Source organism: Streptomyces sp. NPDC028368 (assembly GCF_055565615.1).
In genome coordinates, this window is sequence record NZ_JBVHTY010000001.1 from 530,605 (window position 1) to 555,211 (window position 24,607).

Below are 24,607 nucleotides of genomic sequence, written 5' to 3' on the forward strand. Positions count from 1 at the left end.
GTCAGCGACCGCCGGCCGGCTGCCGGCGGGCGGGCGTGGACAGATAGGGCCGGACGCTTTTGACCAGCATCCCCATCTCGTACGACAGCACCCCCACGTCGGCGTCCCTGCCGGCCAGGACGGCCAGGACGGCACCCGATCCGGCGGCCGAGACGAACAGGAAGCTGGACTCCAGCTCCACGGCGACCTGCAGGACCTTGTCGCCCGGTGCGAAGCGCGCCCCGGTGCTGCGAGCGAGGGAGTAGAGGCCGGAGGCCAGGGCCGCCATGTGGTCGGCACTGTCCGGGTCGAAGCCATGGGCGGCCTTCACCAGACCGTCGGAGGAGAGCAGGAGCGCGCTGCCGGCATGCGGGACGCGCTGCACGAGTCCGGTCAGCAGCCAGGACAGTTCGCCCTGCTGCTGCCCCTGCGACTGCGTGTACGGCTGCGTGTGCACATCACTCACCATGGTTGTGGTCGTCTCCTTGGGGGCGGGCCGTCGGGGCCTCGTGGTCACGGTCGTCTAGCAGCTCACTGCCGCCGGGGCTGCCGGTTTCGCCGCCCTGGTCTGCGGTATTGCGGTTGCGGTAGGCGGCCAGGCCGGCCGCGTAGGTGTCGTCGCCGAGACTGAAGCCGCGCTGGAAGGTGGCCATCAGGGTCGGGTCGTGGTCGCGTTCGGGGCCCGTGGTGGGGGTCGGGAGGATCGGGTCGCCGCGGAGTTCGGGGACCAGATGGGTCTGCTTGATCCGGCGCGGCAGCCGGGGGCGGGCGCCGTCGTCCGGATCCGCGGGCGGGGCCGGGGGCAGCTGGACGGGGCCGGGGGCGGCGGCGCGGCGGGAGTGCACGGGGCCGGTGGGGGGCATGGGGCCGGCGGGGGGCATGGCCGAGCGGTCGTCGGCACCCCGCTGCGGGGGGTCGAGCGCGAGGTCGGGGGCGGGAGCGGAGCCGAGGCTCCGGTGGCTTGGGGAGTGCCGGTCGTCGTCGTAGGCGTCGAGGTAGGAGTACCGGTCGTCGCGCTCCAGCGGCGGGACGGTCTCCGGGGCCCCGTTGGCCGCCGCGTCCTGCGCTGCCGGGTCGGCCGGTTCGTCGCCGAGCAGTTCCTGGGGCACGATCAGCACGGCCTGCACCCCGCCGTAGATGTTGCTCTGCAGCTGGACGACGATGCCGTGCCGCCGGGCGAGCGAGGCGACGACGAAGAGGCCGATCCGGCCGTCGCTCAACAGCTCGGGGACATCGACGTGTTCGGGGTCGGCGAGGAGCCCGTTCATCTGCGTCAGCTCCTCCTGGTCCATGCCCAGGCCGCGGTCCTCGACCTCGACCGCGAGACCGGCGGTGACCAGTTGCGCGCGCAGCAGGATCGGGGTCTGCGGGGCGGAGTAGATGGAGGCGTTCTCGACGAGTTCGGCCAGCAGGTGGACGACGTCGGCGACGGCGTGCCCCTGCAGATGGCCCTCGATCGGCGGGACGAGCTTGACCCGGGGATACTGCTCGACCTCGGCGATGGCGGACCGCAGTACCTCGACCATGGAGATCGGGCGGGTCCACTGGCGGCGCGAGACGGCCCCGCCGAGGACGGCGAGGTTCTCGGCGTGCCGCCGGGTGCGGGTGGCCAGGTGGTCGACGTGGAAGATCCCCTTCAGCAGGTCGGGGTCCTCGACCTGGTGCTCCAGCTCGTCCAGCAGCAGGATCTCGCGGTGTACGAGGGACTGCAGGCGCCGGGCGAGGTTCACGAACACCTCGACCTTCTGCTCGCTGCCGGTGGCGTTGCTGCGGGCGATGGCGACCGCGTCGATGACGGCGGCCTCGGCGGCCCGGCCGGCGGCGGTCACCTCGTGGGCGAGCAGGTCGAGGGTGTCGCCGGTGCGGACGGGGTCGGCCTCGGGGTCGCGGTGGTGGAGCCGTTCGCCGTGCCGTACGCGGTCCAGGAGGTCGTACAGGTCGGACTGGCTGCGGGCGCAGACCTCGCGGAGCCGGGCGTAGCGCATCACCACGGCACGGGCCTCGGAGTTGGCGGTGGCGCCCGCGGTGAGCACGATGACGCAGACCAGGCCGAGCCCGCCGGCCAGCACCGGCCACTCGCGGCCGGTGAGCTGGGCGCCGCCGGACTGGACGGCGAAGGCGGCGATGGCGGTACAGGTGACGGCCACCAGCAGGCAGGGGACGGCGGCGAGCCGGACCAGACGGGACCGTATCGCCGAGTCGGCGGCCGACTCGGGGAACGCGGCCCGGCCGTGCCGGCCGCCCTCTCGTTCTCGCCGCCGGGTGGGAAGGGGTACGGGGCCGCCCTCCGGGGAACGCTGGTCCCCAGAGGAACTCTGTGCCCCTGGGGACCTCTGCACCTCTGGTGACGTCTGGGTTCCCTGGGGGAATGCGGTAGGCATCGGCGCCCTCCGGATCGGCCGTTGGCAGTTCGCGGAGCACGCACGCTAGTTGTTGCCGGGGTGGGGTTCGGACCCACTTCGAGGTTTCGCTACCCCTCGCTACCTCCATAAGTGGGCGCGGTGCGCACGACAGTGCGATTGCATGCGAACTTGCGTTCAGGCAGAGGGAGTTGAAGGGCCACCGGCAGTGCTCGGCGGGGCCATCGGTGCGCGGCGGTCAGTCACCCGCCATCTCCGCCAGCCGGAACGGTCCCGCGGCGCCGACCCCGAACATCACCGGCAGGGTGCGGCCCACGGGCACCACGACGAGCGGCGCGTCGCGGTACTCCCGCAGAAAGTTCTCCAGTGGCTCCCAGATGAGGGCCCGGTACCCGGATTCGGTCCGTTGATGGTCGAAGGAGAGCGTCAGCGCGGAGTCCTCTACGGTGACGCTCACGGCGCCCACCTCGAGCCACTCTCCGCCGATCCATGCCTCAAGTCTTACGTGTGACATGACGCAAGAGTCTCCCGCACCGGACGCCGTCCGCAATCGGCGGCCCGGGATTCCGGAGCGGCCACCCGAGGACCCGCCCGGCGGAATCCATACGGCCACGGACTCCGCGTGCGCCGTCACCAGCGTCCACGGGTACCGAAGTGCCGAGGTCACGAGGAACCGCTACATCGCCGCCGCCTGCGAGGTGCAGTGCTCTTGTCACCACCTTGGCCAGGCCGTTCACCAGGCCTTTTCGGATGGCACCGGCTACGCCGCGGCCTCTCCGTCGGGCGTGCGCACGCCGATCCCGCCCATGACCGCGGAGACCGAAATCAACCCATACTTTCGATTACTTGTAAACAATGGGACACAAGAACACTCAAAATAGGTAAAGCACAGCAGTCGGGCGCACCGTGCTCTAGCGTTCACGTCCACACGGTGGCGGTCGTGTGCCGGGGGGCCGACCGCGCCGGACGTGAGGGGACGACCAAGTGGGGGGCCATGGGGTTGTTCGAAGCTGCCGGATCACGGGTGCTGTCATCACCCGCCGGGACAGCCAAGGTGGAGGGCACGTCGGAACGCGAGAACGAGGAGGGCAGGCACAGACCCACGGCACGGCGGCTCCTGCAGGTGGCGTTGGCCACGGATGCGCTGGGTACCTCGGTGCCGGTCGGTGCGCTCTGTGCCGCGACCGGGCAGCCTCGTCCGCTGCTCATGGCCGCACTGGCCGGTGCGTCATGGCTGGTCGTGGGGGCGGCAAAGAATCGTTACACCAGGGATGAGCTGACGGGCCGCGGCGCGGTACTGCCGGTTTTACGGGACTGGCTGACCATGCTGGGCGTGCTGGCGGTCACCTGTGTCGCGGCGCGGGTCGAGGTCTCCACCGCGGTCTGTGTGCTCGCGCTGGTGCCCTGCCTGGCGCTGACCGTGGTCCGGCGCAGGATCGTGTACCGCTATCTGCTGGCCGCTCGCCGGCGTGCGCAGGCGCTGCGCCGGGTGCTGATCGTCGGGGAGGCGGGCACCGTTGACGTGGTGCTCAGGGAGCTGGCGCACCGTACCGACCACGAATACGTCATCGTCGGCAGCTGCCTCGTCGGGGAGGAGGCCACCGACTCGGCGCTGCCCGTTCCCGCGCGGCTCGCCTCCGACGGTGACGCCCTGGAAGGGGCGCTGGACGGGGAGACCGTCCTGCGGTGTGCCGCCGAGCTCGACGCCGATGTGGTCTTCGTGGCGCCGGGCCGCCGGATGTCCGCCGCGCGGGTGCGCCGTCTGGCCTGGGCGCTGCACGACGGGGGCCGGGATCTGGCCATACTCCCCGGCCTGATCGATGTGTCGCAGCACCGCGTCCGGCTGGCGAAGGCGGCGGGCCTGACGGTGATGCACATAGATCCGGCGGCCCGGCGGGGGTTTCCGGTGCTGCTGAAGCAGGCGACGGACCGGGTGGGGGCGGCGGTCCTGCTGGTCCTGCTCGCTCCGGTGTTCGTGATGGTGGCCGCGGCGATACGGGCGTCGTCCACCGGTCCGGTCTTCTACTGGCAGATCCGGATCGGCCGGGACCTGATGCCGTTCCGTATGTGGAAATTCCGCACGATGGTGGTCACCGCCGACCGGATGCGGGCCGCGCTGGAAGCGGCGAACGAGCACGACGGGGCGATGTTCAAGATCCGGCAGGATCCGCGGGTGACCCGGGTGGGCCGTCTGCTGCGTCGCTTCTCTCTGGACGAACTGCCTCAGCTCTTCAACGTCCTGGCCGGCCATATGTCCCTGGTCGGTCCGCGGCCACCTCTTCCCGAGGAGGTCGAGCGGTACGACGGGACGGAGATCCGCCGGCTGTCCGTCAAGCCGGGACTGACCGGCCTGTGGCAGGTCAGCGGACGGTCCGATCTCTCCTGGGACGAGACCATCGCACTGGATCTGAGCTATGTGGACAACTGGTCCTATGCCCGCGACATCGATGTGCTGATGCGCACCCTGCGCGCCGTGGTGGACGGGCGCGGTGCGTACTGAGCGGGCGGGCGCCGGGTGTGCGGCCGGCGGCGCCTCGTCCAGGGGCGGACGGGGCCCGCACACCACGGGCCCGGCATTCTTACGTCCGCGCCGGCTCCGACCGCCAGGCGCGGTAGGTCTGGGCGATGCCGTCGGCGAGCGGGATGGCCGGCGACCAGCCCAGGGCACGCATCCTGCCGATGTCGAGGAGCTTGCGCGGGGTGCCGTCGGGGCGGGACGGGTCGAAGCCGATCCGTCCGTCGTAGCCCACCGCGGCGGCGACGCAGGAGGCGAGGTCGGCAATCGTCAGGTCCTCGCCGCAGCCCACATTGACTATGTCGTCGCCGTCGTAGCGGCGCAGCAGCACCTCGCACGCCGTGGCCAGGTCATCGACGTGCAGGAACTCGCGGCGCGGTGTTCCGGTGCCCCAGAGGGTGAGGTCCGTCAGGCCGTTCTCCTTCGCCTCGTGGAAGCGGCGGATGAGCGCCGGCAGGACGTGCGAGGTCTCCAGGTCGAAGTTGTCGCCGGGCCCGTAGAGGTTGGTCGGCATGGCGGAGATGAAGGAGGCACCGTACTGCCGGCGGTAGGACCGGATCTGGACCAGGCCGGCGATCTTGGCTATCGCGTACGCCTCGTTGGTGGGCTCCAACGGGCCGCTCAGCAGGGCGTCTTCGGTGATGGGCTGGGCGGCGTCCCTGGGGTAGATGCAGCTCGACCCGAGGAACAGCAGGCGGCGCACTCCGGCGTGATGTGCACCGGCGATGACGCTGAGCTGGATGCTCAGGTTGTCCTCGAGGAACTGCACGGGGTAGGTGCTGTTGGCCATGATCCCGCCGACCCTGGCGGCGGCCAGGACGAGGGCGTCGGGCCGTTCCGTACGCAGGAATGCCGCGGTGGCCTCGGCGTCCAGCAGGTCGAGTTCGGCCCGCGTCCGGGTCAGCACGTCGTAGCCCTGGGCGGTCAGCCGCCGGGCCACGGCGGATCCCACCAGACCTCGGTGGCCCGCGACGAAGACGCGAGCGGGTGTGGGCAGCAAGTCAGTCATGGGCCGGATTGTGTCAGTGAATCCGATACGCCCACCGCTTATTTCCGGAAATATCTGGCGCTCTTGATTCTCGACCGCGGGTCGCCGAGCGGGTAGCGTCCACGCCCCGCGACCCATCGGCGCGGGGGAGTTCACCGATCCATTCCGGTTCACCGATCCCTTTCGGATCGATCCCGATGCACATCAACTTCTCGTGGGGGGAAGCCATGCACAAAACCGCGGTCATCACCGGCATTACCGGCCAGGACGGTTCGTATCTCGCGGAATTGCTGCTGAACAAGGGCTATGAGGTGCACGGGCTCATCAGGCGCTCGTCGAGCTTCAACACCGAGCGCATCGACCACATCTACCAGGACCCGCACACACCGGACCGGCGGCTGGTGCTGCACCACGTCGACCTGTCCGACGGGGTCGCGCTGGTGAATCTGCTGCGCGATACGCAGCCCGACGAGGTCTACAACCTCGGTGCCCAGTCCCATGTCCGGGTCTCCTTCGACGCGCCGCTGTACACCGGTGACGTGACCGGGCTGGGGGCCATGCGGCTGCTGGAGGCCATTCGCGCCAGCGGGGTGCGGACCCGGCTCTACCAGGCCTCGTCGTCGGAGATGTTCGGCGCCACCCCGCCGCCGCAGAACGAGGCCACGCCCTTCCACCCGCGCAGCCCGTACGGCTGCGCCAAGGTGATGGCGTACTGGTCCACGGTCAACTACCGCGAGGCGTACGGCCTGTTCGGCGTGAACGGCATTCTCTTCAACCACGAGAGCCCGCGGCGCGGCGAGACCTTCGTGACCCGCAAGATCACCCGCGCGGTGGCCCGTATACAGGCGGGCCTGCAGAAGCATCTGTATCTGGGCAACCTCGACGCCGTCCGCGACTGGGGCTATGCGCCGGAGTATGTGGAGGCCATGTGGCTGATGCTCCAGCGCGATGAGCCGGACGACTATGTGGTGGCGACCGGTGTGGCCGCGACCGTACGGGATTTCCTGCAAGCCGCCTTCGACACGGTGGGGCTGGACTGGGAGCGCAGTGTGCGCTTCGACCCGAAGTACGAGCGCCCCAGTGAAGTGGATGCGCTGATAGGCGATCCGGCCAAGGCCAAGAGTCTGCTGGACTGGTCGGCGAAGGTGCAGTTCGAGGAGCTCGCGCGGATCATGGTCGAGTCGGACGTACGGCAGCTGGAGGACGAACTCTCCGGCCACCGGGTGCGGGTGGACCGATGAGCTCTCCCTCCGTCACGGCCCGGCGGCTGCGCGGCTTCACCGGGGCCGGCTACGACAAGGGCCGCGGACTGCTGACGCAGGCCGCCTGGTTCGCCGTACTCAACCTCTTCTTCATGAAGTGGTGGTTCCCGCCGCGGCTGCGGCCCGCGCTGCTGCGCGTCTTCGGCGCCCGCGTCGGTGACCGGGTGCTCATCCGGCACCGGGTGCGGGTGCAGTGGCCGTGGAAGCTGACGATCGGCGACGACGTGTGGGTGGGCGAGGACGCCTGGCTGATCAATCTGGAGCCGATCACCATCGCCGGTGATGTCTGTGTGTCCCAGGGCGCGGTGCTCTGCACCGGAAGCCATCAACGGCACTCGCCCACCTTCGAGTTCGACAACGCGCCGATCCGGCTGGAGGCCGGCGCGTGGGTGGCCGCCCGTGCCATGGTGCTGCGCGGCGTCACCGTCGGGGCGGGTGCGGTGGTCGGCGCCGGTGCGGTCGCCCATCGGGACGTTCCCCCGGGGGCCGTCCACACCACCGGGGGTGGCCGATGAGGATCACCCATGTCGTCACCCTGGTCAGCGACGACGGTGCGTACGGCGGTCCGGTGAGTGTGGCGACCGGGCAGCTGGGCGAACTGGCCGCGCGGGGCCACGACGTCGAGCTGGTCGCACTGTGGCGGGGGCGAAGCGCACCCCCGCGCACCGTGGACGGCGTTCCGCTCCGTGCCCACCGCGCCCGCACGCTGGTGCCGGGGCAGGGATTCCTCGGGCTGTTCCATCCGGGGCTGTTGCCGACGCTCTGGCGGCGGGCCGGCCGGACCGACGTCCTGCATCTGCACGCCGGGCGCGATCTGGTCTCGCTGGCCGCGCTCGCGGTGGCGGTGGTACGCCGCCGGCCGTTCCTGGTGCAGACGCACGGCATGGTCCAGCCGCGCCGTTCGGCCGTGGCCAGGGTCTTCGACCGGGCCTATGTCCCGCTGCTGCGCCGGGCGTCCGCGGCACTGGTGCTGACCGACCGGGAAGAGGCCGGGCTGCGGCGGGTGCTGGGGCCCCGCGGACCGCGTCTGGTCAGGCTCCCCAACGGGGTCCGCCCCCGGCCTGCCGACGCGGAGCGCGGTGCGGCGGATGTGCTCTTCCTCGCGCGGCTGCAGGAGCGCAAGCGCCCCGAGGCGTTTGTGCGGATGGCGGCGCTGGTGCACCGCAAACGGCCCGAGGTGACCTTCACCCTGCACGGTTCGGACGAGGGACGGCTCCCCGAGGTCCGGCGGCTGATCGCCGGCGAAGGGCTCGGCGAGGTGGTGACCTACGGCGGGGCGCTGGACCACGCTGCCGCGCTGCGGCGGACGGCCGAGGCCAGTGTCTATGTCCTGCCCAGCATCGACGAGCCGTTCCCGATGAGTGTGCTGGAGTCCTTGGCGGTGGGCACGCCGGTGGTCTGCACGGACAGCTGCGGTATCGCCGGCACGCTGCGGCGGCGCGAGGCCGCTCTGGTGACGGACGGTTCGCCGGAGCAGCTGGCCGACGCGGTGCTGCGGCTGCTGGAGGACCGGCCGTTGCACGAGCGCCTCAGCCGCGCGGGCCGCGCGGCCGTGGACGCGGAGTTCTCGCTCGCGGCCGTGGCCGACCGGCTGGAGGAGTGGTACGGGCGCCTCGTACGGGCCGGGACGGAGGCCGGGGCCGGGACGGAGGCCGGGGCCAGGTGAGCCGGCGCGGCGGGGGCCGGTCCCCGCCGCGCCGGTCCGCCGGTCACGCCGGTCCGCCGGTCACGCCGGTCCGCCGGTCACGCCGGTCCGCCGGTCACGCCATGCTTGCCGTCGCGCGGCGCAGCAGCGCGGTGATCCGCTCCAGGCCCGCCCGGCCGCTCAGCCGCTCCTCGACGTACCGCGGGCCGCGGGCGCCCAGCCGGGATGCCCGCTCGGGGTCGTCGGCGAGCGCCCGGACCTCGGCCAGCAGCGCCTTCGGATCCTCCGGTGTGATCACCCGCCCCGCCCCCGAGCGCAGGACCTCCTGGGCGGTGCCTCCTTCGGCGGCCACCGAGGCAATCACCGGCCGCCCGGTCATGAAGTACGACGTGAGCTTGGAGGGCAGGCTCATGTCCAGTACGGAGGCCTTCTGGGTCACCGCGAGCACATCGGCGGCCGCGAGCACCTCGGGGAACTCATCGGCGTCGGCGGGCGGCAGAAAGGACAGCGAGGAGACACCCGCGGCGAGACGTTGCAGGTGTGCGCGCTGATTGCCGTCGCCCATGAGCACGATCCGTACGGCGGCCGCTTCCTGATCGGCGAGTCTGGCGGCCTCGACCAGGACCTCCAGTCCCTGTTTGAGGCCCATGTTGCCGGCGTGCAGCACCACGGTCTCCCCGGCCGGCCAGCCCAGTCGCGCCCGGGTCCGCTCCCGGTCGCCGCTCGGGCCTTGCACATGCGTCCAGTTGGGCACCACATGCACCCGGGATCGGGGCACGCCCATCGCCGTCACCCGGTCCACGAACGACTCGTGCACCACTCCGACCACCGCGGCACCGCGCAGGGTCCTGGCCTCGACCGCCCCGGCCAGTGCGGCCGCCCTGCTCCCGCCCCGGATACCGCTCTGTTCCGCGGCCGCACCCATCAGGTCCTGGACGACCACCACATGCGGTACGCCCGCCCGCCTGGCCAGGCGCCCGCCCAGCACTCCCCCGGCGAGGCTGGGCATCTGGCTGAGCACCACATCCGGGCGGACGGGCGGCGGAGCCACGACGCCGTGCACCAGGATGCTCGCCTCGAACAGCGCGCGACGCAGGGCGGTCTGGCGTGGCGGTACGGTGTGCCGCCTCCGGTGCACCGTCACCCCGCCGCGGTGTTCGCGCATCCGCCAGCGGCCGCGATAGGCCTCCGCGACCCGCCAGGCCGGGTAGTGCGGCATCCCCGCGAGGACATGGGTGTCGGCGCCGGACGCGGCCAGATGCTCGGCTATCTGCGTCGAGTACGGCCCTATGCCGGTGTGTTCGGGTGCGTAGTTGGTCGAGACCACGAGCACGCACCGGCCCGCGAACGAGTTTTCCACGGCTGCCCCCTCAGGCTGTGCGGTCATCGTAGGAGCGGGTCCGGCGTCCGCGGAGGCGAATTACGTTGCGATTCCATCCCGAAGGCCACCTTCTTTCCTGATGTCCCTTAGATTGTGCTCTCTGGTGGGGAGTTGGGGGGAGGTGGGCCGATGGTGCGCGGAACTCGGCCGGGGGGCGCGGAGCCCGCGCGTGCCATCGCCGCCCTGTGCTGCTGGGCGCTGTTTTTGGTGGTGCTGCTGCCGCTGCTGATCCTGCAGTCGCGAGACGCCCGCTTCGGTGCCGCGCTCGCCGTCCAGGGCGTGGTGGTGGCACACACCGGTGTGGCCCTGGCCCGGGTGCTGACCGATGTCCGGGCCCGGGTGATCGCCTTCGGCTTCTGGCTCTTCTCGTATGTGTGGCTGGGGCTCGCGCCGTTGGCCATGCTCGCGACGGACGCGTATCCGCGCGGGTTCGTCGTCGACGCGGGGACCGCGCTGACGACAACGGTGCTGGTGGAGACGGGACTTGTGGCCTACAGCGCGGGGTCGGCCCTGGCGTCGTGGCGCTCGGCGCGCGCCTCCACGGTCCTCGAGCCGGTCCTCGCGCGGCGGCTGGCGCCGGGACGGGTGCTGCTGCTGTGCGCCGTGGCGCTGGTGCTGGCGGCTTTACTGATCCCCGGTCAGGGCGGGCTGTCGGCGTTCTTCCTCAGCCGGCAGGCCGCCAACGAAGCGGCGGCGCTGGCGGAGCCGTCCGGTTCGGCGGACCGGGCGATGGCGGCCTGGGCCCTGTCGGTGCCGGCGTTCTGGGCGCTGGTGGCGCTGGTGCATGTGCCGCGGTTCAGGGCGGGTGACCGGACCCTGCGGGGACTGCGCCGGCTGCTGCTGCCGCTGCTGGCCGCGGTGAATGTCGTGGTCAACAACCCCATCAGCCAGCCGCGGTTCTGGGCCGGCACGGTCGTGCTGGCGCTGGTCTTCAGCGCGTCCTGGCTGCGCGGGCCGCGGGCCTTCCGGATCGGCGCGGCGGGCGTGGCGGCCGTGGTGCTGGTGGTCTTCCCGTACAGCGACTACTTCCGCTACGACAAGCGGGAGGCGGTCCATGTCGTCTCGCTCGCCGAGCAGTTCACCTCCAATGGCGACTACGACGCGTTCCAGCAGATCGAGACGGGTGTGGACTACGTCCGTACGCACGGCTTCACGCCGACGGCCGCCCTGGGCCCGCCGCTGTTCTTCGTTCCGCGCCCCGTATGGCCCGGCAAGCCGGCGGATGCGGGGATCCTGCTGGCCCGGCACGCGGGGTACACCTTCGACAATCTCTCCGCGCCGCTGTGGATCGAGACGTATATGTGGGCGGGCTTCCCGTCGGTCATCGCCGTCTTCGGTCTGATCGGTGCCGTGGGACGGCGTATCGATGACCTCCGGCACCGGCTGCGGCGGCGCCGGGGCACCCTCGCGGCGCTGCTGGTGCCCGCGTTCGGCTTCTACCAGCTGGTGCTGTTGCGCGGCAGTCTCATGGCCCTCGTGGGACCGCTGGCGCTGCTTGTGTGCATCCCGCTGCTGATCACCCGCAAACCCGGCCGGCAAGCTCCGCCGCCGTCCGCGGCCGAGTCCGCGTACGCGCCGGCGCCCCCGGCGCACCGCGACGCCTTGCCGCTACCCACAGGAGGAGCCCGTACGTGAGCGTCTTCGACGAGCCCGCGGAGGAACCGGACCAGATCCGCGACCAGTTGCGCCGGCTCCTGCGGTATCGCGCCCTCATCGTGCTCGGTCTGCTGCTGGGTATGCTCGGCGGTGGCGCCGTGTTCCTGCTCGGTGGTCCGACCTATACGGCGACCGGCGAGGTGGTGGTGCATGCGATCAGCACCGCGCCGTTCGAGGCCGGCGGCGTCTCGGTGGACAAGCAGATCAGCATGGGCACCGAGCGGCAGATCGCGCAGAGCGCCTCGGTCGCGGCCGGCGCGGCCAAGGCCCTCGGCGAACGGACGGACCCGGCCACGCTCCAGCGCGATCTGCGGGTGAGCAACCCACCCGAGACACAAACGCTGATGTTCGAGTACAGCGCCAACTCCGCCGACCGGGCGGCCTCGCTCGTCAACGCCTTTGTGCACGCCTACCTCGGCTACCGGCAGGACGCCGCGTCCCAGCGCATCGATACGACCGTCAGCAAGCTCACCGCCGAGCTCAATCCCCTACAGGAGCAGCGCAAGGTACTGGACCGGCGGATCGCGGTCGCCGGTGCCGGGGCGGGACGGGCCACCGACGAGTCCGAACGCAGCACCCTGGTATCGGAGATCGCGGATCTGCAAGGGCGGATATCCAGCCTGAAGTCCCTCGACACCACCCCCGGCGACATCGTCCGCAAGGGCGATCCGCCGGCCTTCCCCTCCAGCCCCGGTCTCGCGATGCTGCTGCCGGCCGGTGCCGTGGTCGGTCTCGTCCTGGGGATCCTGGCCGCCTGGGTCCGCTCGGTGCTGGAACCGCGGGTGCGTTCGGTGGCGGATGTGCAGGACAACCTGCGCGCCCCGGTGCTGGGCATCCTGCCGCGCCGGCGGGGCGGTCAGCAGATGCTGGAGGTCGGTCGGTCCGGCCACGGCAACCGGGCGGAGGCGTACCGCACGATCGCCTTCCGGCTGGTGCACGACCGGCGCTTCGCGGGACGGGGCAGCCTGCTGATCGTCTCTCCCCGGGAGAACGCCGACGCGGTCTCGGTCGCGGTGAACCTCGCCGGTGCGTTCGCCGAGATCGGCAATGACATCCTGCTGGTCGAGGCCGATCTGCGTACCCCTGAGCTCGCTCAGCGGCTGCCGCTGCACCCCGGTCGCCGGCGGCCGGTGCCGGGCAGCTGGGCGGAGGGCGAACGGTTCGCGGTGGACGCGGGGGTCGACGGGCGCTTCGACCTGCTGCCCGGCCGGGAGGTCCCCAATCCCGCGCGTGCCCTGTCCGGACCGCAGTTCGCCCGGCTGCTCACTACGTCGACGGGTCCGAACGAGAACGTCGTGGTGGTCACCGGTCCGCTGCTCGCGCACGCGGACGGGCTGGCCGTCGCCAAGCAGGCGGCCGGCGTCGTGGTGGTCTGCGACCTCAACGAGGTGCGCCGGGACGACCTGGACCGGGTGTGGGAGCTGATCACCGGGGCGGGCGGGCACATCCTGGGGGCCGTCCTGGACAAGGGCGGCCGGCGTCCGTCGCTGCGGTGGCTGACGGACGGTGGTCCCACTCACCGCAAGCGCGGCCGCAGCCGCCCGGTAACCGGAGTGGTGGCGCCGCCCGCGCAGCCCGGTCCGCCGCCGCCCGACACCGGCCGGGGTCCGGTGGACGGAGCGTCCCTCGACACCGACACCACTTCCCTGCCCAGGTGACGGCCATCCGCCCGGCGGCCGCCGCCGGCCGGCGCGGCGTCGCCACGACCGCCCGTGGCAGTCTGTTCGCCCTGGCGGGCTCGGCCGCGAACGCGCTGTTCGGCTTCGCCCTCGTCGCCGTCGTCACCCATGGCCTCGGGGCCCGCGGGGCGGGCGCGCTCTTCACCGGTGTCGCGGCCTTCACCATCCTGAGCAACGCCCTGAAGCTGGGGGCCGACACCGCCCTGGTCCGCTTCGTCTCCCGGGAACTGGAACTCACCGGCGGCTCGGGGGTGCCTCGCCTGTTACGGATCTCGCTCTGGCCGGCGCTGCTGGCGAGCACCGCGGGGGCGGCGGTGCTGTTCTGCTCCCCTGGCCTTGCCGGCCGGCTGCTGCCCGGTCTGGAGGCGGGCCAAGCCGTCGCGGTGATGCGGCTGTTCGCGGTGTTTCTGCCGGTGACGACGGTGGCGCTGGTGCTGCTCGGCGCCACCCGGGGGTTCGGGTCGGTGGTGCCGTTCGTGGGTGTGGAGCAGATCGGCAAGCCGGCGTTACGGGTGCTGCTCGCGGTGCCGCTGGTGCTGCTCGCGCCGAGCGTGGCCGGGCTTTCCGCGGCGTGGCTCGCCCCGGGGGTGCTGGGCGCGGCGGCGGCGTATGTCTCGCTGCGCAGATCCCGCCGCGCGCACCCCGGAAACCGGCAGAGCAATCAACTCCCCTTATCCACAAGGGAATTCTGGAGCTTCGCCGGACCGCGGGCGGTCTCCTCGGTCTTCGACATCACCGCGGTGTGGATCGGGGTGATCCTGCTGTCGGTGCTGGGGACGAGCGGCGACGCCGGCGTCTACACGGCGATCGGGCGGCTGATCACCGCCGGCACGCTGCTCCAGCTGGCCGTCAGGCTGGCGGTCGCCCCGCAGATCAGCCGGCTGCTCGCGGGCGGCGACCGGGACGGGGCCGGAGCGCTGCACCGGTTGTCGACGCGCTGGATCGCGCTTTTCTCCTGGCCGGTGTTCGTGATCCTGGCGGCTTACCCCCGTACCGTGCTGTCGCTCTTCGGGCCCGGTTTCGCCGGTGGTGCGCCGGGCCTGGTGGTGCTGTCGGCGGCCTGTGTGGTCAATGTCGGTGTCGGTAACGCGCAGACCGCGATCCTGATGGCCGGACGCAGTGTCTGGAACCTCGTGGTCGCCGGTGCCGCGTTCCTGGTCCAACTGGGCAGCGGGATATGGCTGATTCCGCGGTACGGGGTGCTGGGCGCGGCGGTTTCCTGGGGGCTGGCGATCGTGGTGGACAACGGCGCCTCGGCGCTGCTGGCCCGCCGTCATCTGGGATTTCGTACCGTCGACCGCGGGTATCTCCTCGCCACGGTGATCGGCTTCGTGGTGGTGGCGCCCCTCGCGTTCGGCAGTCGAACGCTTTTCGGTGACAGCGTCCCCGGTGCTCTTTTAGGAATTGTTTTGGCCATTGGGGCTTTCGGCGTCCTCGTCTGGCGCTATCGTTTGCCGCTGGGGGTAGGGGAGTTCTTCGGTGCCGTGCGCAAGCGCAGTTCGGAAAACTCACGATGAACGCTGTGCCCTTTTCCCACAGAACTCATCTCGTTCGCGCTCCCTCTCCCGACAATTCCGATCGCGCCATGCTTCCAGGGGGGACCTGTGCGCCAAAAAAACAAAGCCGTCCATTTCTTGATCGCAGCCGCGGTACTGGGCACCGCAACGACGGCACTCGCCGCCGGCCCCGCCCAGGCCACGGGCGAAACCACCCTCACCGCCGATCCGCTGGGCACCTGGCAGACCGACGGGATCGTGTGGGCCCTGGCGTACGCCAAGGGCATCGTCTACGTGGGAGGCACCTTCACACACATCCGGCCGCCGGGCGCCGCCCCCGGCACCGGTGAGATCGCCCGCACGAACTTCGCGGCCTTCGACGCCAAGACCGGGCAGCCGCTGCCCTGCGCCCCCGCCTTCACCGGCGGTACGGGCACGATCCGGGCCATGAAGGCCTCGCCCGACGGCTCGCTGATCTATATCGGCGGCTCGTTCGGCAAGGCGGGTCCGGTCGGCCGCTCCAACACCGCCGCCCTCAACACCGCCGACTGCACGATCGGCGCGGCCTGGAAGCCGACCGTCAGCTCGACCGTGCGGGCGATCGACGTCACCGCCGACACCGTCTATCTCGGCGGTGGTTTCGACACGGTCCAGGGGCAGACCCGCGAGCGGATCGCCGCGCTGCGGCCCACGGGCGCGCTGCTGCCGTTCAAGGCGACGGTCCGCGGGTCGTCGATCTCCAACGACCCCACGCCGGGGGTCAACGCCATCACGGTCGCACCCAAGCTCAACAAGGTCATCATCGGTGGCCGGTTCACCTCGGTGAACGGAAGTCTGCTGGGGGTGCACGCGCTGGCCGGGCTGGACGCGACGACCGGAAAGACCGTCGACTCCTTCACCAGCTGGATCCCCCAGCGGTCGGCGGTCAAGACGCTGGTCAATGACGGCACGAACTTCTATCTGGGCGCCGAGGGCACCGGCGGCGGCGTCTTCGACGGCCGGATAGCCGGCCGGCTCTCGGACGGCAAGCAGATCTGGAAGGACACCTGCCTGGGCGCCACCCAGGCCGTGCTGCCGTACAAGGGCGTCCTGTACAGCGGCTCGCACGCGCACAACTGCTCCGACACCCCGGGCGGTTTCACGGACATCGGCAACCGCCAGCACTTCCTGGCGCAGTCCCTTTCCGACAAGACGATCCTGCCGTGGTTCCCGGACACCAACGACGGGATCGGCGAGCAGATCGGCCCGCGGGCGCTGACCATGGCGGACGGCATCCTGTGGGCGGGAGGCGAGTTCACCACCGTCAACGACAAGCCGCAGCAGGGCCTGACCCGGTTCGCGGCGGGCCCGGACACCGGAGCGCCGCAGGTGCCGCTGCTCAGCGGCGCGAGCCAGGCCAGGGGCAAGATCACGCTGAACTGGAAGGCGTCGTGGGACCGGGACAACGGCGTCCTGACCTACAAGCTCTACCGCGACGGCGCGTATCTGACCTCGCTCAGCAAGGACTCCCGCTATTGGAACCGGCCGGATATGAGTTTCACGGACACCGTGCAGCCCGGCTCGGAGCACCGTTACTCGCTCGAGGTCACCGACGGCACCAATGTCTCGGGCCGCAACGGCCCGGTCCGTGTGACCGCCAGAAACTGACCGCATACCGAGTGGGGGGAAAGTGACGCACCGCGTTGGTTATGCGCCTGGGGTCTACGACCTCTTCCACGTCGGGCACCTGAACATTCTCCGGCACGCCAGGAGTCAGTGCGACTATCTGGTGGCCGGGGTGGTCTCGGACGAAATGGCCGTGCAGGCAAAGGGAAAAGCACCGGTCATTCCGCTCACCGAACGGCTGGAGATCGTACGCAGCGTCCGGTTCGTGGACGCGGCGTTCGTCGAGACGGTGCCCGACAAGCTGGAGACCTGGCAGCAGGTGCGGTTCGACGTCCTTTTCAAGGGCGACGACTGGCGGGGCACCAGCAAGGGCGAAAAGCTCGAACGGGATTTCGCGACGGTCGGGGTCGAGGTGATCTATTTCCCCTACACCGTGCACACGTCGAGCACCCTGTTACGCAAGGCGCTCGACGGGCTCGCGAATTCGGCATGACCGGATGAGCCGGCCTGGCGAACTGTCCGTCCGGTGGCCTTCAGCGGCCCGGGACGGACAGTTCGCGGTACCACTTGACCAAAAACGCCACCAGAAAGAGGACGTGGGCGGCAAGGAGCAGGCAGTACAGCGCCACAAAGAGGTCGCGGCTGCCGAACAGCAGGAACATCGCGCAGAACACCCCGTAGTCGACGGGCAGCAGCGCGACGGAACGCAGCGTGGAGACGGAGGCCGCGGCCGCCGGACCGCCCTCGCCTCTTCTCAGCCGGTCCGCGCGTTTGAGCTGTTCGGTGAGGATGCCGCCGAAGAAGACCATCACCGCGGCGAATTGGAACGCGACGGGCACCAGCAGGTACACCGGGTCGGAGAAGCCGAAGTGGCGGTAGAACGCGATGAGCACGGCCATATGGACGGCCAGCATTTTCCCGCAGTCGACGACATGGTCCAGCCACTCCCCCGCCGCGCTTCCGGTGCCGGTCAGCCGGGCGAGCTGGCCGTCGGCCGAATCGAGGGCGAAGCCGACGACCAGCGCCGCGAAGACCGCGGCCGCGACGGCGGGCGAAGGACGGAGCGTGGCGATCATCACCACGCCGGCAAGGGTGAAGCCGCCACTTATCAGGGTTATGTGATTGGGCGTCAATTTTATTGCGTAGCCCGCGGCGGCCAGTACCCGGCCGGCCGGACGGTTCACATGGCGCGAGTACAGGGACACCCCCTTCGCGGATTTCTGGGCCGCGGACAGCTCTCTGATCGCGTATCGGAACCGGCTCATATCCCCCCACCTGATGAATGAACCCCCGAAGGCCCCCGGAGTACCCCCCGAAGGAGCAACATCATGGCAGTCGCGCCCTCTCCGTCAACCGGCGGTGCCGCCCGCAGGACCGTACTGGCGGGTGCGGCCGCCGCGTTGGCGGCCTCCCTCGCCGGGTGCGATTCCCCGGATTCCGCGCCGCCCTCCGACGACGCCAACGCCGCCGTGGTCACCGGCCGCAAGCCCAAGGGCAAGGACGTGGTGGATGTGGTGGCCGACTTCGGCGCCAAGGGCGACGGACGCACCGACGACAGCCGGGCCTTCGCCCGCGCCTACTCCTACGCGGCGGGCCGGGTGTGGGACCACATCGGCCGGACGGTGATCGACGTACCGGCCGGCACCTACCTCATCCGCACCCCGAACGCACTGCTCAACGCCCCGGGAGGCAAGCTCAAGGCCAACGGCTTACGGTTCCGCGGCGCCGGCAAACGCATGACACAGCTGCTCTTCGCCCCGCCCCGGGCCGAGAACTCCTACCTCTGCCGCAATGAAGACAGCTGGGCCAATGTGATGTTCGAACAGATCGGCTTCCGCTCCGGCACACCCGGCGCCTCGTTCTTCTACTCGTACTCCACCGGCCAGGCCCAGGACTACCGCTTCTCCGCCTGCGAATGGACCGGCGAGTGGACCTACGGGCTCGCTCTCGACGGCAGCAACACCAACTCGGAGATGCGCTGGGACGCCTGCCGCGTCGGCGGCGCCTACCGCAAGGCGTTCTTGTACTCCGGGCTGTCGCAGAAGTCACCGGACCGGCAGCAGCAGGATCAGTTCCTCAACTACTGGTTCACCGATATGAAGGTCGAATACTCCTGGGGGAACTTCCTGGAATTCCCCTACGGCGGTTCCGTCACCTGCCGCGGCGGTTCGTACATCATCACCGGCCGCCGCCCCCAGGAGTCCGCTGACTACGGGCGCACCAGCACCTTCTTCCGCTTCCCGCGCGGCCCGCACCACGACTCCGTACAGCGGTTCCATGCCGAGGACATCCGCTTCGAGGTCCGCGGCCCCGACACCCTCGTGATCGACTGCGCCTGGGACAGCGGGACGGTGCACTTCAACGACTGCGACGACACGGCGCAGGCCTTCAAACCGTTCGCGTCGACGAGCCGTCCGCACCACTACCGCACCGGAGCACGAGGCCCGCTGGTGCGCTACGACTCATGCCAGCTGTCCGGGCAGCACGTTTACGAGCAGGACGGCGAGGGCGGTGCGGCCGGCCCGCGCGTCCGCTACGACATGTGCCTGTTCCGCAATCACCCCGCACGGGACTTCATCAAGGGCGCGGGTGACCGGGTGAAATTCGTCGACTGCCTGGGGCCCTGACGGGGCGGGGGACAGCCTCGCCGCACCTCGCACCCCTCCTCACCGGTCGCTCACCGGTCGCTCACCGGTCCGCGGCGAGGTCCACCGTGTCGGGCGACACCACCGGCGGCCACGCGGGCCACCCCTGGACAGGCGGCACGGCGATCGCCCGCCACCACGGATAGACGGCCGGGAGGTCGGCGGGCTCGAACGGCTCGCCCGGCCGGGGGTGGGCGGTGGTGACCCCGGCCTTCTGGCCGGCGGTCAGAGTCCAGTCGGCGGGCTCCGCCCACGGGTGGGGTGCGAGCTTGAACGTGCCCCAGTGGATCGGCAGCATCACGCCACTGCGCTCTCCGCCCTGCAGGTCGAGGTGGGACTGAACGCCCTGATCAGGGTTCATGTGGATGTCCGGCCACATGCCGGGGTGCCGTTTGCCCGTGGTCTGGTTCTTGGGCCAGAAGTCCGAATACGCGCCGACCTGGATCATCGTCACATCGAACGGGCCGTGCGCCGCACCGATCTCGGCGAATCCGGAGAAGTAGCCCGTATCGCCGCTGTGGAAAATGCGGTGCTCGGGGCCCGCCACCACCCAGGAGGCCCACAGGGTGTGCTGGGGACCGCGCAGCCCTCGGCCGCAGAAGTGCTGCGCGGGGGTGGCGGTCAGGGTCAGCCCGCCGACCCGGGTGGACTCATTCCAGTCCAGTTCGGTGATCCGTTCCGCGGGCACGCCCCAGAGTTCCAGGTCGGCGCCGATGCCGAGCGGTACGACGAAGGCGGCGCCGGAGTCCTTCAGGCCCTGGATCGTGGGCATGTCGAGATGGTCGTAGTGGTCGTGCGAGATCACCACGACGTCGACCGGGGCGAGCTCGGCCGGCTCGACCGGCATCGGGTGCATGCGCTTGGGCCCGATCCAGGTGAAGGGCGAACAGCGCTCGCCCCACACCGGGTCGAAGAGCACCCGCTGCCCGTCGATCTCGGCGAGCACGCTGGAGTGACCCATCCAGGTGATCCGCAGCCCGGACTCGGGCGGCTTGCCCCGGTCCGCCGCGGTCGGGCGGTGCACCGGGATCCGGCCGACCGGCGCCCTGCGCAGCCGGCCTTCGTGGCTGAGCTGGGTGCGTGCCATCTCCAGCGCGGATCCCCGCTGAACCTGCTGGGTGGGCACCGGGTTACGGAACTGGCCGTCCACGAACTGCGGCGATCTGCGAATCCTGGCCAGCCGCTCGCCGGTGGGCTCGGCGCCGAAGCCGGCGGGGCGCAGCGCGCTGAGTGGCGTACGGCGGGGTCGGGAACCGGTCACGGCACCTCCATGGTCGGGGCGGTCGCGAGATGAACGGACCGCGCGAGCGGCAGGTTCCGGCACACCGGACCTCGTCGCGTCGCGCCCTCTCGCGTTGCGCCGCCACGACACCCGGATCTCCTCACCATCACCCTCAGACACCAACCACGCGATCGGCGGTGACATTCCCGGCCCCGGTCCGGCCGGACGGCATTCCGGCCGGTCGCCGCCGATCACGACCGCGGCTCGCGCGCCCCGGTGGACGGCGGTAGACGTGCGCCGCCGCCCCGCCGGTCGCAGGCTGGAGGTATGGCCGAACATCCGCCCGTCATCGTGCATCCGCCGTCCCCCGGCGGCGGCAGGCAGGTGACCATCGGGGAGGAGAACGTCGGCCGCGCCTACAGCAGCGTCGATGTTCTCGAATTCCTGCGCCGGGCCGGTCTGGACACGGACATGGTGTCGCTCGATGACCGTGCGGTGATCGAGTGGCAGGGCGGGGATCATGACGTCTGGTCGTGAGCCGCAGGTCCGCTGCCGTACCGGCAGGGGCGTTGGGCGGTAACAGCACGGCACACTCGGTCACGGAAAGCCACGGATGGGCGAACGGTTCACCGTTGGCTCCCACGCCCGTTGGATCACGGCCGCCAGGGGCCGTTGGGGTGATGAAGCGGGCCCGCGGCCCCCCGGCGGGTGTCGTTGGCCGCCCCCGCGCCGTTGGTGTTCCGTGACCGTCCCCCATACCCGGCTGTGGTTCCTGCCGACCAGCCTCACGGCGCTGATGGCAGAGGTGTTCCCGGATGGGCCGGCCGATCGCCCCTTCGCCGTTCCCCAGCCGTCCGATCCGCAGCCGTGTGCCGAGGCGGAGCAGGGTTCGCCGCCACCCGCGGACCGGGCCTGACGGCGCGTCGCGGACCGGGCCGACGGCGCGTCGGGAGCGGCGCGAACGCACCGACTGTAGCCATTGGGTTACCACGTGTGGCGAACGGCCGCGATCGCCCATAGCTTCGCCTCATGGCGATTCGACGGTTGAAGTACCTAGCGTGCCTGACGACGGCCACAGTCGGTGGACTCGGCGCGGCCCCACCGGCCGACGCCTCGGACCGGCACTTCGTCCACCAGGGCGAATCGATCCAGCGGGCGGTGGATGCGGCCAGACCCGGGGACACCGTCGTCATCGCGCCCGGCATGTACCGGGAGAGCGTCCTGATCAAGGAGTCGGGGGTGACGCTGCGCGGAGCGGGCCGCCGGACCGTGATCAGACCGCCGCTCGCACGGGCGGAGAACGCCTGCGGGAAGGACGGCAACGGCATCTGCGTGATCGGCACGCCGAAGCACCCTCTGCGGGGCGTCACCATCCGCTCTCTGACCGTCGCGGGCTTCAAGAAGAACGGCATCTGGGCCACCGGGACGACGCGGCTGGGGGTACGCGGGGTCGTCTCCCGGGACAACGGCCAGTGGGGCATCAGCCTGGAGAAATCCGCACGGAGCGTGATCCGGCGCAACGTCGCCCGCAACAACGGCGATGCGGGTCTCTTTCTCGCGAACACGGTCAAGGAAGAGGGCGGTGCCGTGGACACCCACAGCACCGCGGTCATCGGCAACCGCACCGTGGGGAACCGGATCGGCATCACCATCAGGCGGCTCAGAAATCTTCAGGTCAGCAACAACGACGTCACCGGCAACTGCGGTGGCATGTTCCTCGTGGGCGACGAGGGCAAGCCCCGGGCGGGGGACCTGACGGTGCGGGGCAACGACGTGATGGAGAACAACAAGCACTGCCCCGCCACCGCCCGTCTCCCGTTCCTCCAGGGCAGCGGCATCGTCCTCACGGGCGTCGAGGACAGCCGCGTACGGGCGAACCGGGTCGGACACAACGTCGGCAAGTCCCCGCTCTCCGGCGGCATCGTCCTCTTCCACAGCTTTGCGAAGGTCCTCAGCGAACGCAATGTCATCAGCGGCAACGAGGTGCTGCGCAACAAGCCCGCCGACCTCATCAACCAGGACCTGGCCGGTGCCGGGAACCGGTTCGTCCGCAATGTGTGCCGGACCTCGAAGCCGGCGGGCCTGTGCTGACGGGCGTGCGCAGTCCTACGGGCGTGTGCAGTCCCACGGGCGTGCGTAGTTCTCCAGGTGTGTGCAGTTCTTCAGGAGCATCGAGCAGCAGCGGAATCGAGGCGTAATGACCACCGTGAGCCCCACCCCCCAGCCGGCCATGCGGCTGCGGGAACTCGTCTTCGGAGCCGCCTGCGCGGCGTCCGTACGCGCGGCAGCGAGACTCGGCGTGGCGGATGCGCTTCAGGACGCGCCCACCTCCGCGGAGGAGCTGGCCGCCGCGCTGCACACCGAGGCGCGGCCGCTGCAGCGGCTGCTGCGCGCCCTGTCCTGCTACGGGGTCTTCGAGGAGACCGACGATGGGAAGTTCGTCCACACCGAGATGTCCCGGCTGCTGCGCGACGACGCCCCCAACAGCCTGCGGTACATCTCCCTGTGGTGCACCGAGCCGTGGACCTGGGAGGCCTGGCCGCGGCTCGATGAGGCGGTACGGTCGGGCCGGAGCGTCTTCGACGACCTGTACGGCAAGGGGTTCTTCGACTATCTGCACCAGGACGCCCAGGACTCGGCGCAGGTCTTCGACCGGGCCATGACCACTTCCAGCAAGCAGTCCGCGCAGGATGTCGCGGAGCTTCTCGATCTCACCGGGGTCTCCTCGGTGGTGGACATCGGGGGCGGTCAGGGGCATGTGCTGGCCAGTCTGCTGGAGAAGCATCCGGATCTCGAAGGGTCGCTGCTCGATCTGCCGAATGTGGTGGCGAATGCGGACCCACGGCTGCGGGACGGCGGCCCGCTCGCCTCCCGCGTGCAGATCGTGCCCGGCGACTGCCGTACCGCCATCCCGGTCCAGGCCGATCTCTACATCATCAAGAACATCCTGGAATGGGACGACGAGAGCACCCGGCGGACACTGGGCAATGTCCTGGAGGCCGCCCGGCCCGGTGCCCGGGTCGTGATCATCGAGAACCTCGTCGATGACAGTCCGTCGATGAAGTTCACCACCTCCATGGACCTGCTGCTGCTCCTCAATGTCGGCGGGGCCAAGCACACCAAGGAAAGTCTCATCAGCCGGATGTCCGAAGCCGGCCTGCTGGTCCACGACATCATGCCGGTCAACGCGTATCTGCACGCCTTCGAGTGCAGCGTGCCCGGCTGAGCCGTGCCCCGGATCCGCCCGCGACCGTGCCCGCGATCGTCGTCGATCGCGGGCACCTGGCGTCCGGCCCCCGTGAGGCCGTCAGCCCTGGTCAGCCGTTGCGCTGCCAGCTGTAGAACTGATGGGCCATCGCGTCCTTCGGGCTGCGCCAGGTCTCCGGGTCGTAGGCGCTGACGTAGGCGGACAGCTTGTCGCTGATGGAACGGAACTCGGGGTGCTCCGTCAGCTTGGCGATCTCGGGTCCCGGTGGCTGTTCGGACTCGATGAGGTGCAAGTACACGTCACCGAACTGGAACAGGCTCCGCCGGGAGACGCCGATCAGATGCGGCAGTTCCGTGCGGTCGGAGGCCTCGAAGACCTCGGCGATCCGCGGAGCCGACTCCGGTGCCATACGGGCGACGATCAGTGCGTGGTGCATCGGTCAGGTCCCTTCGTTGCCGCCTGGGGTGGCGGTCCGAACGCGGCCGGGCGGGGCGTCAGTTGACCGAGGCCTTGATTTCGCGGTCGCGCTGTTCGATCTTGTCCCGGATGAGCTCCAGCTGGATCTTGGAGTTGCGGTTGATGTGCTCGGTCATGCCCTTGTCGTCGACCGGGGCCTCGGGCTTCATCGCGAAGTCCTGCGCCCAGTACATCCCCGTACCGCCGGGCAGTTCGGCGTACGTCCAGTGGATGTCCATGTGCTGGAAGGGGCCGGTCTCCACGCGGCGGGCGCGGACGGTGAGCCCCTTGCGGTCGGTCACCCGCTCCGAGACCCAGCTCCAGACGGTGCCGTTGTCGTCGGGGTGCATGGTCAGCCGGAAGGTCGTCTTGTCGCCTTCCTTGGAGAGCACGTCGACGGCGGCGTACTCGCTGAAGAGCCGGGGCCAGTTCTCGAGGTCGTTGGTGATGTCCCAGACGAGGTCGAGGGGGGCCGCGATCTTGATCTCGTTCTCGGTGTGGCCGGGCATG

23 protein-coding genes are annotated in these 24,607 nt (G+C 70.5%); 14 read left to right on the forward strand and 9 right to left on the reverse strand.

Features of this window, described 5'->3' with window-relative positions; all coding sequences use genetic code 11:
• Position 1: 1 nt before the first annotated feature.
• The 3 genes from ACZ4S3_RS02350 to ACZ4S3_RS02360 all read right to left on the reverse strand — a co-directional run bounded on the left by ACZ4S3_RS02350 (position 2) and on the right by ACZ4S3_RS02360 (position 2,796).
• On the reverse strand, positions 2–448 hold the full coding sequence (locus ACZ4S3_RS02350) for a roadblock/LC7 domain-containing protein (RefSeq protein WP_467924714.1): 447 nt from the start codon (positions 446–448) through the stop codon (positions 2–4).
• The gene (locus tag ACZ4S3_RS02355) at positions 438–2,360 is read right to left on the reverse strand and encodes a sensor histidine kinase (protein WP_467924716.1); all 1,923 of its coding nucleotides are present in this window, start codon (positions 2,358–2,360) and stop codon (positions 438–440) included. Before ACZ4S3_RS02355 ends, ACZ4S3_RS02350 begins: the two co-directional genes overlap by 11 nt.
• Before the next feature lie 217 nt (positions 2,361–2,577).
• Positions 2,578–2,796 (reverse strand): hypothetical protein, encoded by a 219-nt coding sequence (locus ACZ4S3_RS02360; RefSeq protein WP_467924718.1) that lies wholly within the window; start codon positions 2,794–2,796, stop codon positions 2,578–2,580.
• Between the two features lie 750 nt (positions 2,797–3,546).
• On the opposite strand from ACZ4S3_RS02360, the gene ACZ4S3_RS02365 reads away from it, so the two are divergent.
• Positions 3,547–4,839, forward strand: coding sequence for a sugar transferase (locus tag ACZ4S3_RS02365; RefSeq protein ID WP_467925217.1), 1,293 nt, complete (start codon positions 3,547–3,549; stop codon positions 4,837–4,839).
• A gap of 79 nt (positions 4,840–4,918) precedes the next feature.
• Here the strand turns inward: ACZ4S3_RS02365 and ACZ4S3_RS02370 are convergent, their stop codons facing one another.
• Positions 4,919–5,863, reverse strand: coding sequence for a GDP-L-fucose synthase family protein (locus tag ACZ4S3_RS02370; RefSeq protein WP_467924720.1), 945 nt, complete (start codon positions 5,861–5,863; stop codon positions 4,919–4,921).
• A gap of 206 nt (positions 5,864–6,069) precedes the next feature.
• Between ACZ4S3_RS02370 and gmd the strand changes: the two genes are divergently transcribed.
• The 3 genes from gmd to ACZ4S3_RS02385 are packed head-to-tail and all read left to right on the forward strand — an operon-like array spanning position 6,070 to position 8,770.
• Entirely contained in the window at positions 6,070–7,083 is a 1,014-nt protein-coding gene (gmd, locus tag ACZ4S3_RS02375) for a GDP-mannose 4,6-dehydratase (RefSeq protein ID WP_467924722.1), read from the forward strand.
• On the forward strand, positions 7,080–7,619 hold the full coding sequence (locus tag ACZ4S3_RS02380; RefSeq protein WP_467924724.1) for an LbetaH domain-containing protein: 540 nt from the start codon (positions 7,080–7,082) through the stop codon (positions 7,617–7,619). The genes gmd and ACZ4S3_RS02380 overlap by 4 nt, the downstream gene beginning before the upstream one ends.
• Complete coding sequence (locus ACZ4S3_RS02385; protein WP_467924726.1) at positions 7,616–8,770, forward strand: glycosyltransferase; 1,155 nt, start codon at positions 7,616–7,618, stop codon at positions 8,768–8,770. Before ACZ4S3_RS02380 ends, ACZ4S3_RS02385 begins: the two co-directional genes overlap by 4 nt.
• Positions 8,771–8,864: 94 nt before the next feature.
• Here ACZ4S3_RS02385 and ACZ4S3_RS02390 read toward each other — a convergent pair whose 3' ends face one another.
• Positions 8,865–10,136 (reverse strand): glycosyltransferase, encoded by a 1,272-nt coding sequence (locus ACZ4S3_RS02390; RefSeq protein ID WP_467924728.1) that lies wholly within the window; start codon positions 10,134–10,136, stop codon positions 8,865–8,867.
• Between the two features lie 123 nt (positions 10,137–10,259).
• Between ACZ4S3_RS02390 and ACZ4S3_RS02395 the strand changes: the two genes are divergently transcribed.
• The 5 genes from ACZ4S3_RS02395 to ACZ4S3_RS02415 all read left to right on the forward strand — a co-directional run bounded on the left by ACZ4S3_RS02395 (position 10,260) and on the right by ACZ4S3_RS02415 (position 17,059).
• Positions 10,260–11,765 carry a hypothetical protein gene (locus ACZ4S3_RS02395; RefSeq protein WP_467924730.1) on the forward strand — a complete coding sequence of 502 codons (1,506 nt, stop codon included), beginning with the start codon at positions 10,260–10,262 and terminating at the stop codon, positions 11,763–11,765.
• On the forward strand, positions 11,762–13,444 hold the full coding sequence (locus tag ACZ4S3_RS02400) for a polysaccharide biosynthesis tyrosine autokinase (RefSeq protein ID WP_467924732.1): 1,683 nt from the start codon (positions 11,762–11,764) through the stop codon (positions 13,442–13,444). The genes ACZ4S3_RS02395 and ACZ4S3_RS02400 overlap by 4 nt, the downstream gene beginning before the upstream one ends.
• A complete protein-coding gene (locus ACZ4S3_RS02405) occupies positions 13,441–14,982 on the forward strand; it encodes an oligosaccharide flippase family protein (protein ID WP_467924734.1) in 1,542 nt (513 codons plus the stop codon). Before ACZ4S3_RS02400 ends, ACZ4S3_RS02405 begins: the two co-directional genes overlap by 4 nt.
• Before the next feature lie 117 nt (positions 14,983–15,099).
• On the forward strand, positions 15,100–16,608 hold the full coding sequence (locus tag ACZ4S3_RS02410) for a PQQ-binding-like beta-propeller repeat protein (protein WP_467924736.1): 1,509 nt from the start codon (positions 15,100–15,102) through the stop codon (positions 16,606–16,608).
• Between the two features lie 22 nt (positions 16,609–16,630).
• A complete protein-coding gene (locus tag ACZ4S3_RS02415) occupies positions 16,631–17,059 on the forward strand; it encodes an FAD synthase family protein (protein WP_467924738.1) in 429 nt (142 codons plus the stop codon).
• A 40-nt stretch (positions 17,060–17,099) separates the two neighbouring features.
• Here the strand turns inward: ACZ4S3_RS02415 and ACZ4S3_RS02420 are convergent, their stop codons facing one another.
• Positions 17,100–17,831 (reverse strand): CDP-alcohol phosphatidyltransferase family protein, encoded by a 732-nt coding sequence (locus ACZ4S3_RS02420; protein WP_467924740.1) that lies wholly within the window; start codon positions 17,829–17,831, stop codon positions 17,100–17,102.
• A 63-nt stretch (positions 17,832–17,894) separates the two neighbouring features.
• On the opposite strand from ACZ4S3_RS02420, the gene ACZ4S3_RS02425 reads away from it, so the two are divergent.
• On the forward strand, positions 17,895–19,193 hold the full coding sequence (locus tag ACZ4S3_RS02425; protein WP_467924742.1) for a glycosyl hydrolase family 28-related protein: 1,299 nt from the start codon (positions 17,895–17,897) through the stop codon (positions 19,191–19,193).
• 61 nt (positions 19,194–19,254) lie between these two features.
• Here ACZ4S3_RS02425 and ACZ4S3_RS02430 read toward each other — a convergent pair whose 3' ends face one another.
• Positions 19,255–20,472 carry an MBL fold metallo-hydrolase gene (locus ACZ4S3_RS02430; RefSeq protein ID WP_467924744.1) on the reverse strand — a complete coding sequence of 406 codons (1,218 nt, stop codon included), beginning with the start codon at positions 20,470–20,472 and terminating at the stop codon, positions 19,255–19,257.
• A 288-nt stretch (positions 20,473–20,760) separates the two neighbouring features.
• Between ACZ4S3_RS02430 and ACZ4S3_RS02435 the strand changes: the two genes are divergently transcribed.
• From ACZ4S3_RS02435 to ACZ4S3_RS02450, 4 genes are all read left to right on the forward strand, one after another.
• Positions 20,761–20,970 carry a hypothetical protein gene (locus ACZ4S3_RS02435; RefSeq protein ID WP_467924746.1) on the forward strand — a complete coding sequence of 70 codons (210 nt, stop codon included), beginning with the start codon at positions 20,761–20,763 and terminating at the stop codon, positions 20,968–20,970.
• Positions 20,971–21,175: 205 nt separating this feature from the next.
• The gene (locus tag ACZ4S3_RS02440) at positions 21,176–21,349 is read left to right on the forward strand and encodes a hypothetical protein (protein WP_467924748.1); all 174 of its coding nucleotides are present in this window, start codon (positions 21,176–21,178) and stop codon (positions 21,347–21,349) included.
• A 113-nt stretch (positions 21,350–21,462) separates the two neighbouring features.
• Positions 21,463–22,524 carry a right-handed parallel beta-helix repeat-containing protein gene (locus ACZ4S3_RS02445; protein WP_467924750.1) on the forward strand — a complete coding sequence of 354 codons (1,062 nt, stop codon included), beginning with the start codon at positions 21,463–21,465 and terminating at the stop codon, positions 22,522–22,524.
• 106 nt (positions 22,525–22,630) lie between these two features.
• Positions 22,631–23,659, forward strand: a complete 1,029-nt coding sequence (locus ACZ4S3_RS02450) for a methyltransferase (protein ID WP_467924752.1) — start codon at positions 22,631–22,633, stop codon at positions 23,657–23,659.
• Between the two features lie 91 nt (positions 23,660–23,750).
• Here ACZ4S3_RS02450 and ACZ4S3_RS02455 read toward each other — a convergent pair whose 3' ends face one another.
• Together ACZ4S3_RS02455 and ACZ4S3_RS02460 are read right to left on the reverse strand one after the other, a co-directional pair.
• On the reverse strand, positions 23,751–24,077 hold the full coding sequence (locus tag ACZ4S3_RS02455) for a TcmI family type II polyketide cyclase (protein ID WP_467924755.1): 327 nt from the start codon (positions 24,075–24,077) through the stop codon (positions 23,751–23,753).
• Positions 24,078–24,135: 58 nt separating this feature from the next.
• Positions 24,136–24,606, reverse strand: coding sequence for an SRPBCC family protein (locus tag ACZ4S3_RS02460; protein ID WP_467924758.1), 471 nt, complete (start codon positions 24,604–24,606; stop codon positions 24,136–24,138).
• Position 24,607: the final 1 nt, after the last annotated feature.

What these genes read in the sequence shown, in the direction of transcription:
- ACZ4S3_RS02350 (WP_467924714.1), bottom strand. Translation starts at nt 448, where the DNA reads ATGGTGAGTGATGTGCACACGCAGCCGTACACGCAGTCGCAGGGGCAG.
- ACZ4S3_RS02355 (WP_467924716.1), bottom strand. Translation starts at nt 2,360, where the DNA reads ATGCCTACCGCATTCCCCCAGGGAACCCAGACGTCACCAGAGGTGCAG.
- ACZ4S3_RS02365 (WP_467925217.1), top strand. Translation starts at nt 3,547, where the DNA reads ATGGCCGCACTGGCCGGTGCGTCATGGCTGGTCGTGGGGGCGGCAAAG.
- ACZ4S3_RS02370 (WP_467924720.1), bottom strand. Translation starts at nt 5,863, where the DNA reads ATGACTGACTTGCTGCCCACACCCGCTCGCGTCTTCGTCGCGGGCCAC.
- gmd (WP_467924722.1), top strand. Translation starts at nt 6,070, where the DNA reads ATGCACAAAACCGCGGTCATCACCGGCATTACCGGCCAGGACGGTTCG.
- ACZ4S3_RS02380 (WP_467924724.1), top strand. Translation starts at nt 7,080, where the DNA reads ATGAGCTCTCCCTCCGTCACGGCCCGGCGGCTGCGCGGCTTCACCGGG.
- ACZ4S3_RS02385 (WP_467924726.1), top strand. Translation starts at nt 7,616, where the DNA reads ATGAGGATCACCCATGTCGTCACCCTGGTCAGCGACGACGGTGCGTAC.
- ACZ4S3_RS02390 (WP_467924728.1), bottom strand. Translation starts at nt 10,136, where the DNA reads ATGACCGCACAGCCTGAGGGGGCAGCCGTGGAAAACTCGTTCGCGGGC.
- ACZ4S3_RS02395 (WP_467924730.1), top strand. Translation starts at nt 10,260, where the DNA reads ATGGTGCGCGGAACTCGGCCGGGGGGCGCGGAGCCCGCGCGTGCCATC.
- ACZ4S3_RS02420 (WP_467924740.1), bottom strand. Translation starts at nt 17,831, where the DNA reads ATGAGCCGGTTCCGATACGCGATCAGAGAGCTGTCCGCGGCCCAGAAA.
- ACZ4S3_RS02425 (WP_467924742.1), top strand. Translation starts at nt 17,895, where the DNA reads ATGGCAGTCGCGCCCTCTCCGTCAACCGGCGGTGCCGCCCGCAGGACC.
- ACZ4S3_RS02435 (WP_467924746.1), top strand. Translation starts at nt 20,761, where the DNA reads ATGGCCGAACATCCGCCCGTCATCGTGCATCCGCCGTCCCCCGGCGGC.
- ACZ4S3_RS02445 (WP_467924750.1), top strand. Translation starts at nt 21,463, where the DNA reads ATGGCGATTCGACGGTTGAAGTACCTAGCGTGCCTGACGACGGCCACA.
- ACZ4S3_RS02450 (WP_467924752.1), top strand. Translation starts at nt 22,631, where the DNA reads ATGACCACCGTGAGCCCCACCCCCCAGCCGGCCATGCGGCTGCGGGAA.
- ACZ4S3_RS02455 (WP_467924755.1), bottom strand. Translation starts at nt 24,077, where the DNA reads ATGCACCACGCACTGATCGTCGCCCGTATGGCACCGGAGTCGGCTCCG.
- ACZ4S3_RS02460 (WP_467924758.1), bottom strand. Translation starts at nt 24,606, where the DNA reads ATGCCCGGCCACACCGAGAACGAGATCAAGATCGCGGCCCCCCTCGAC.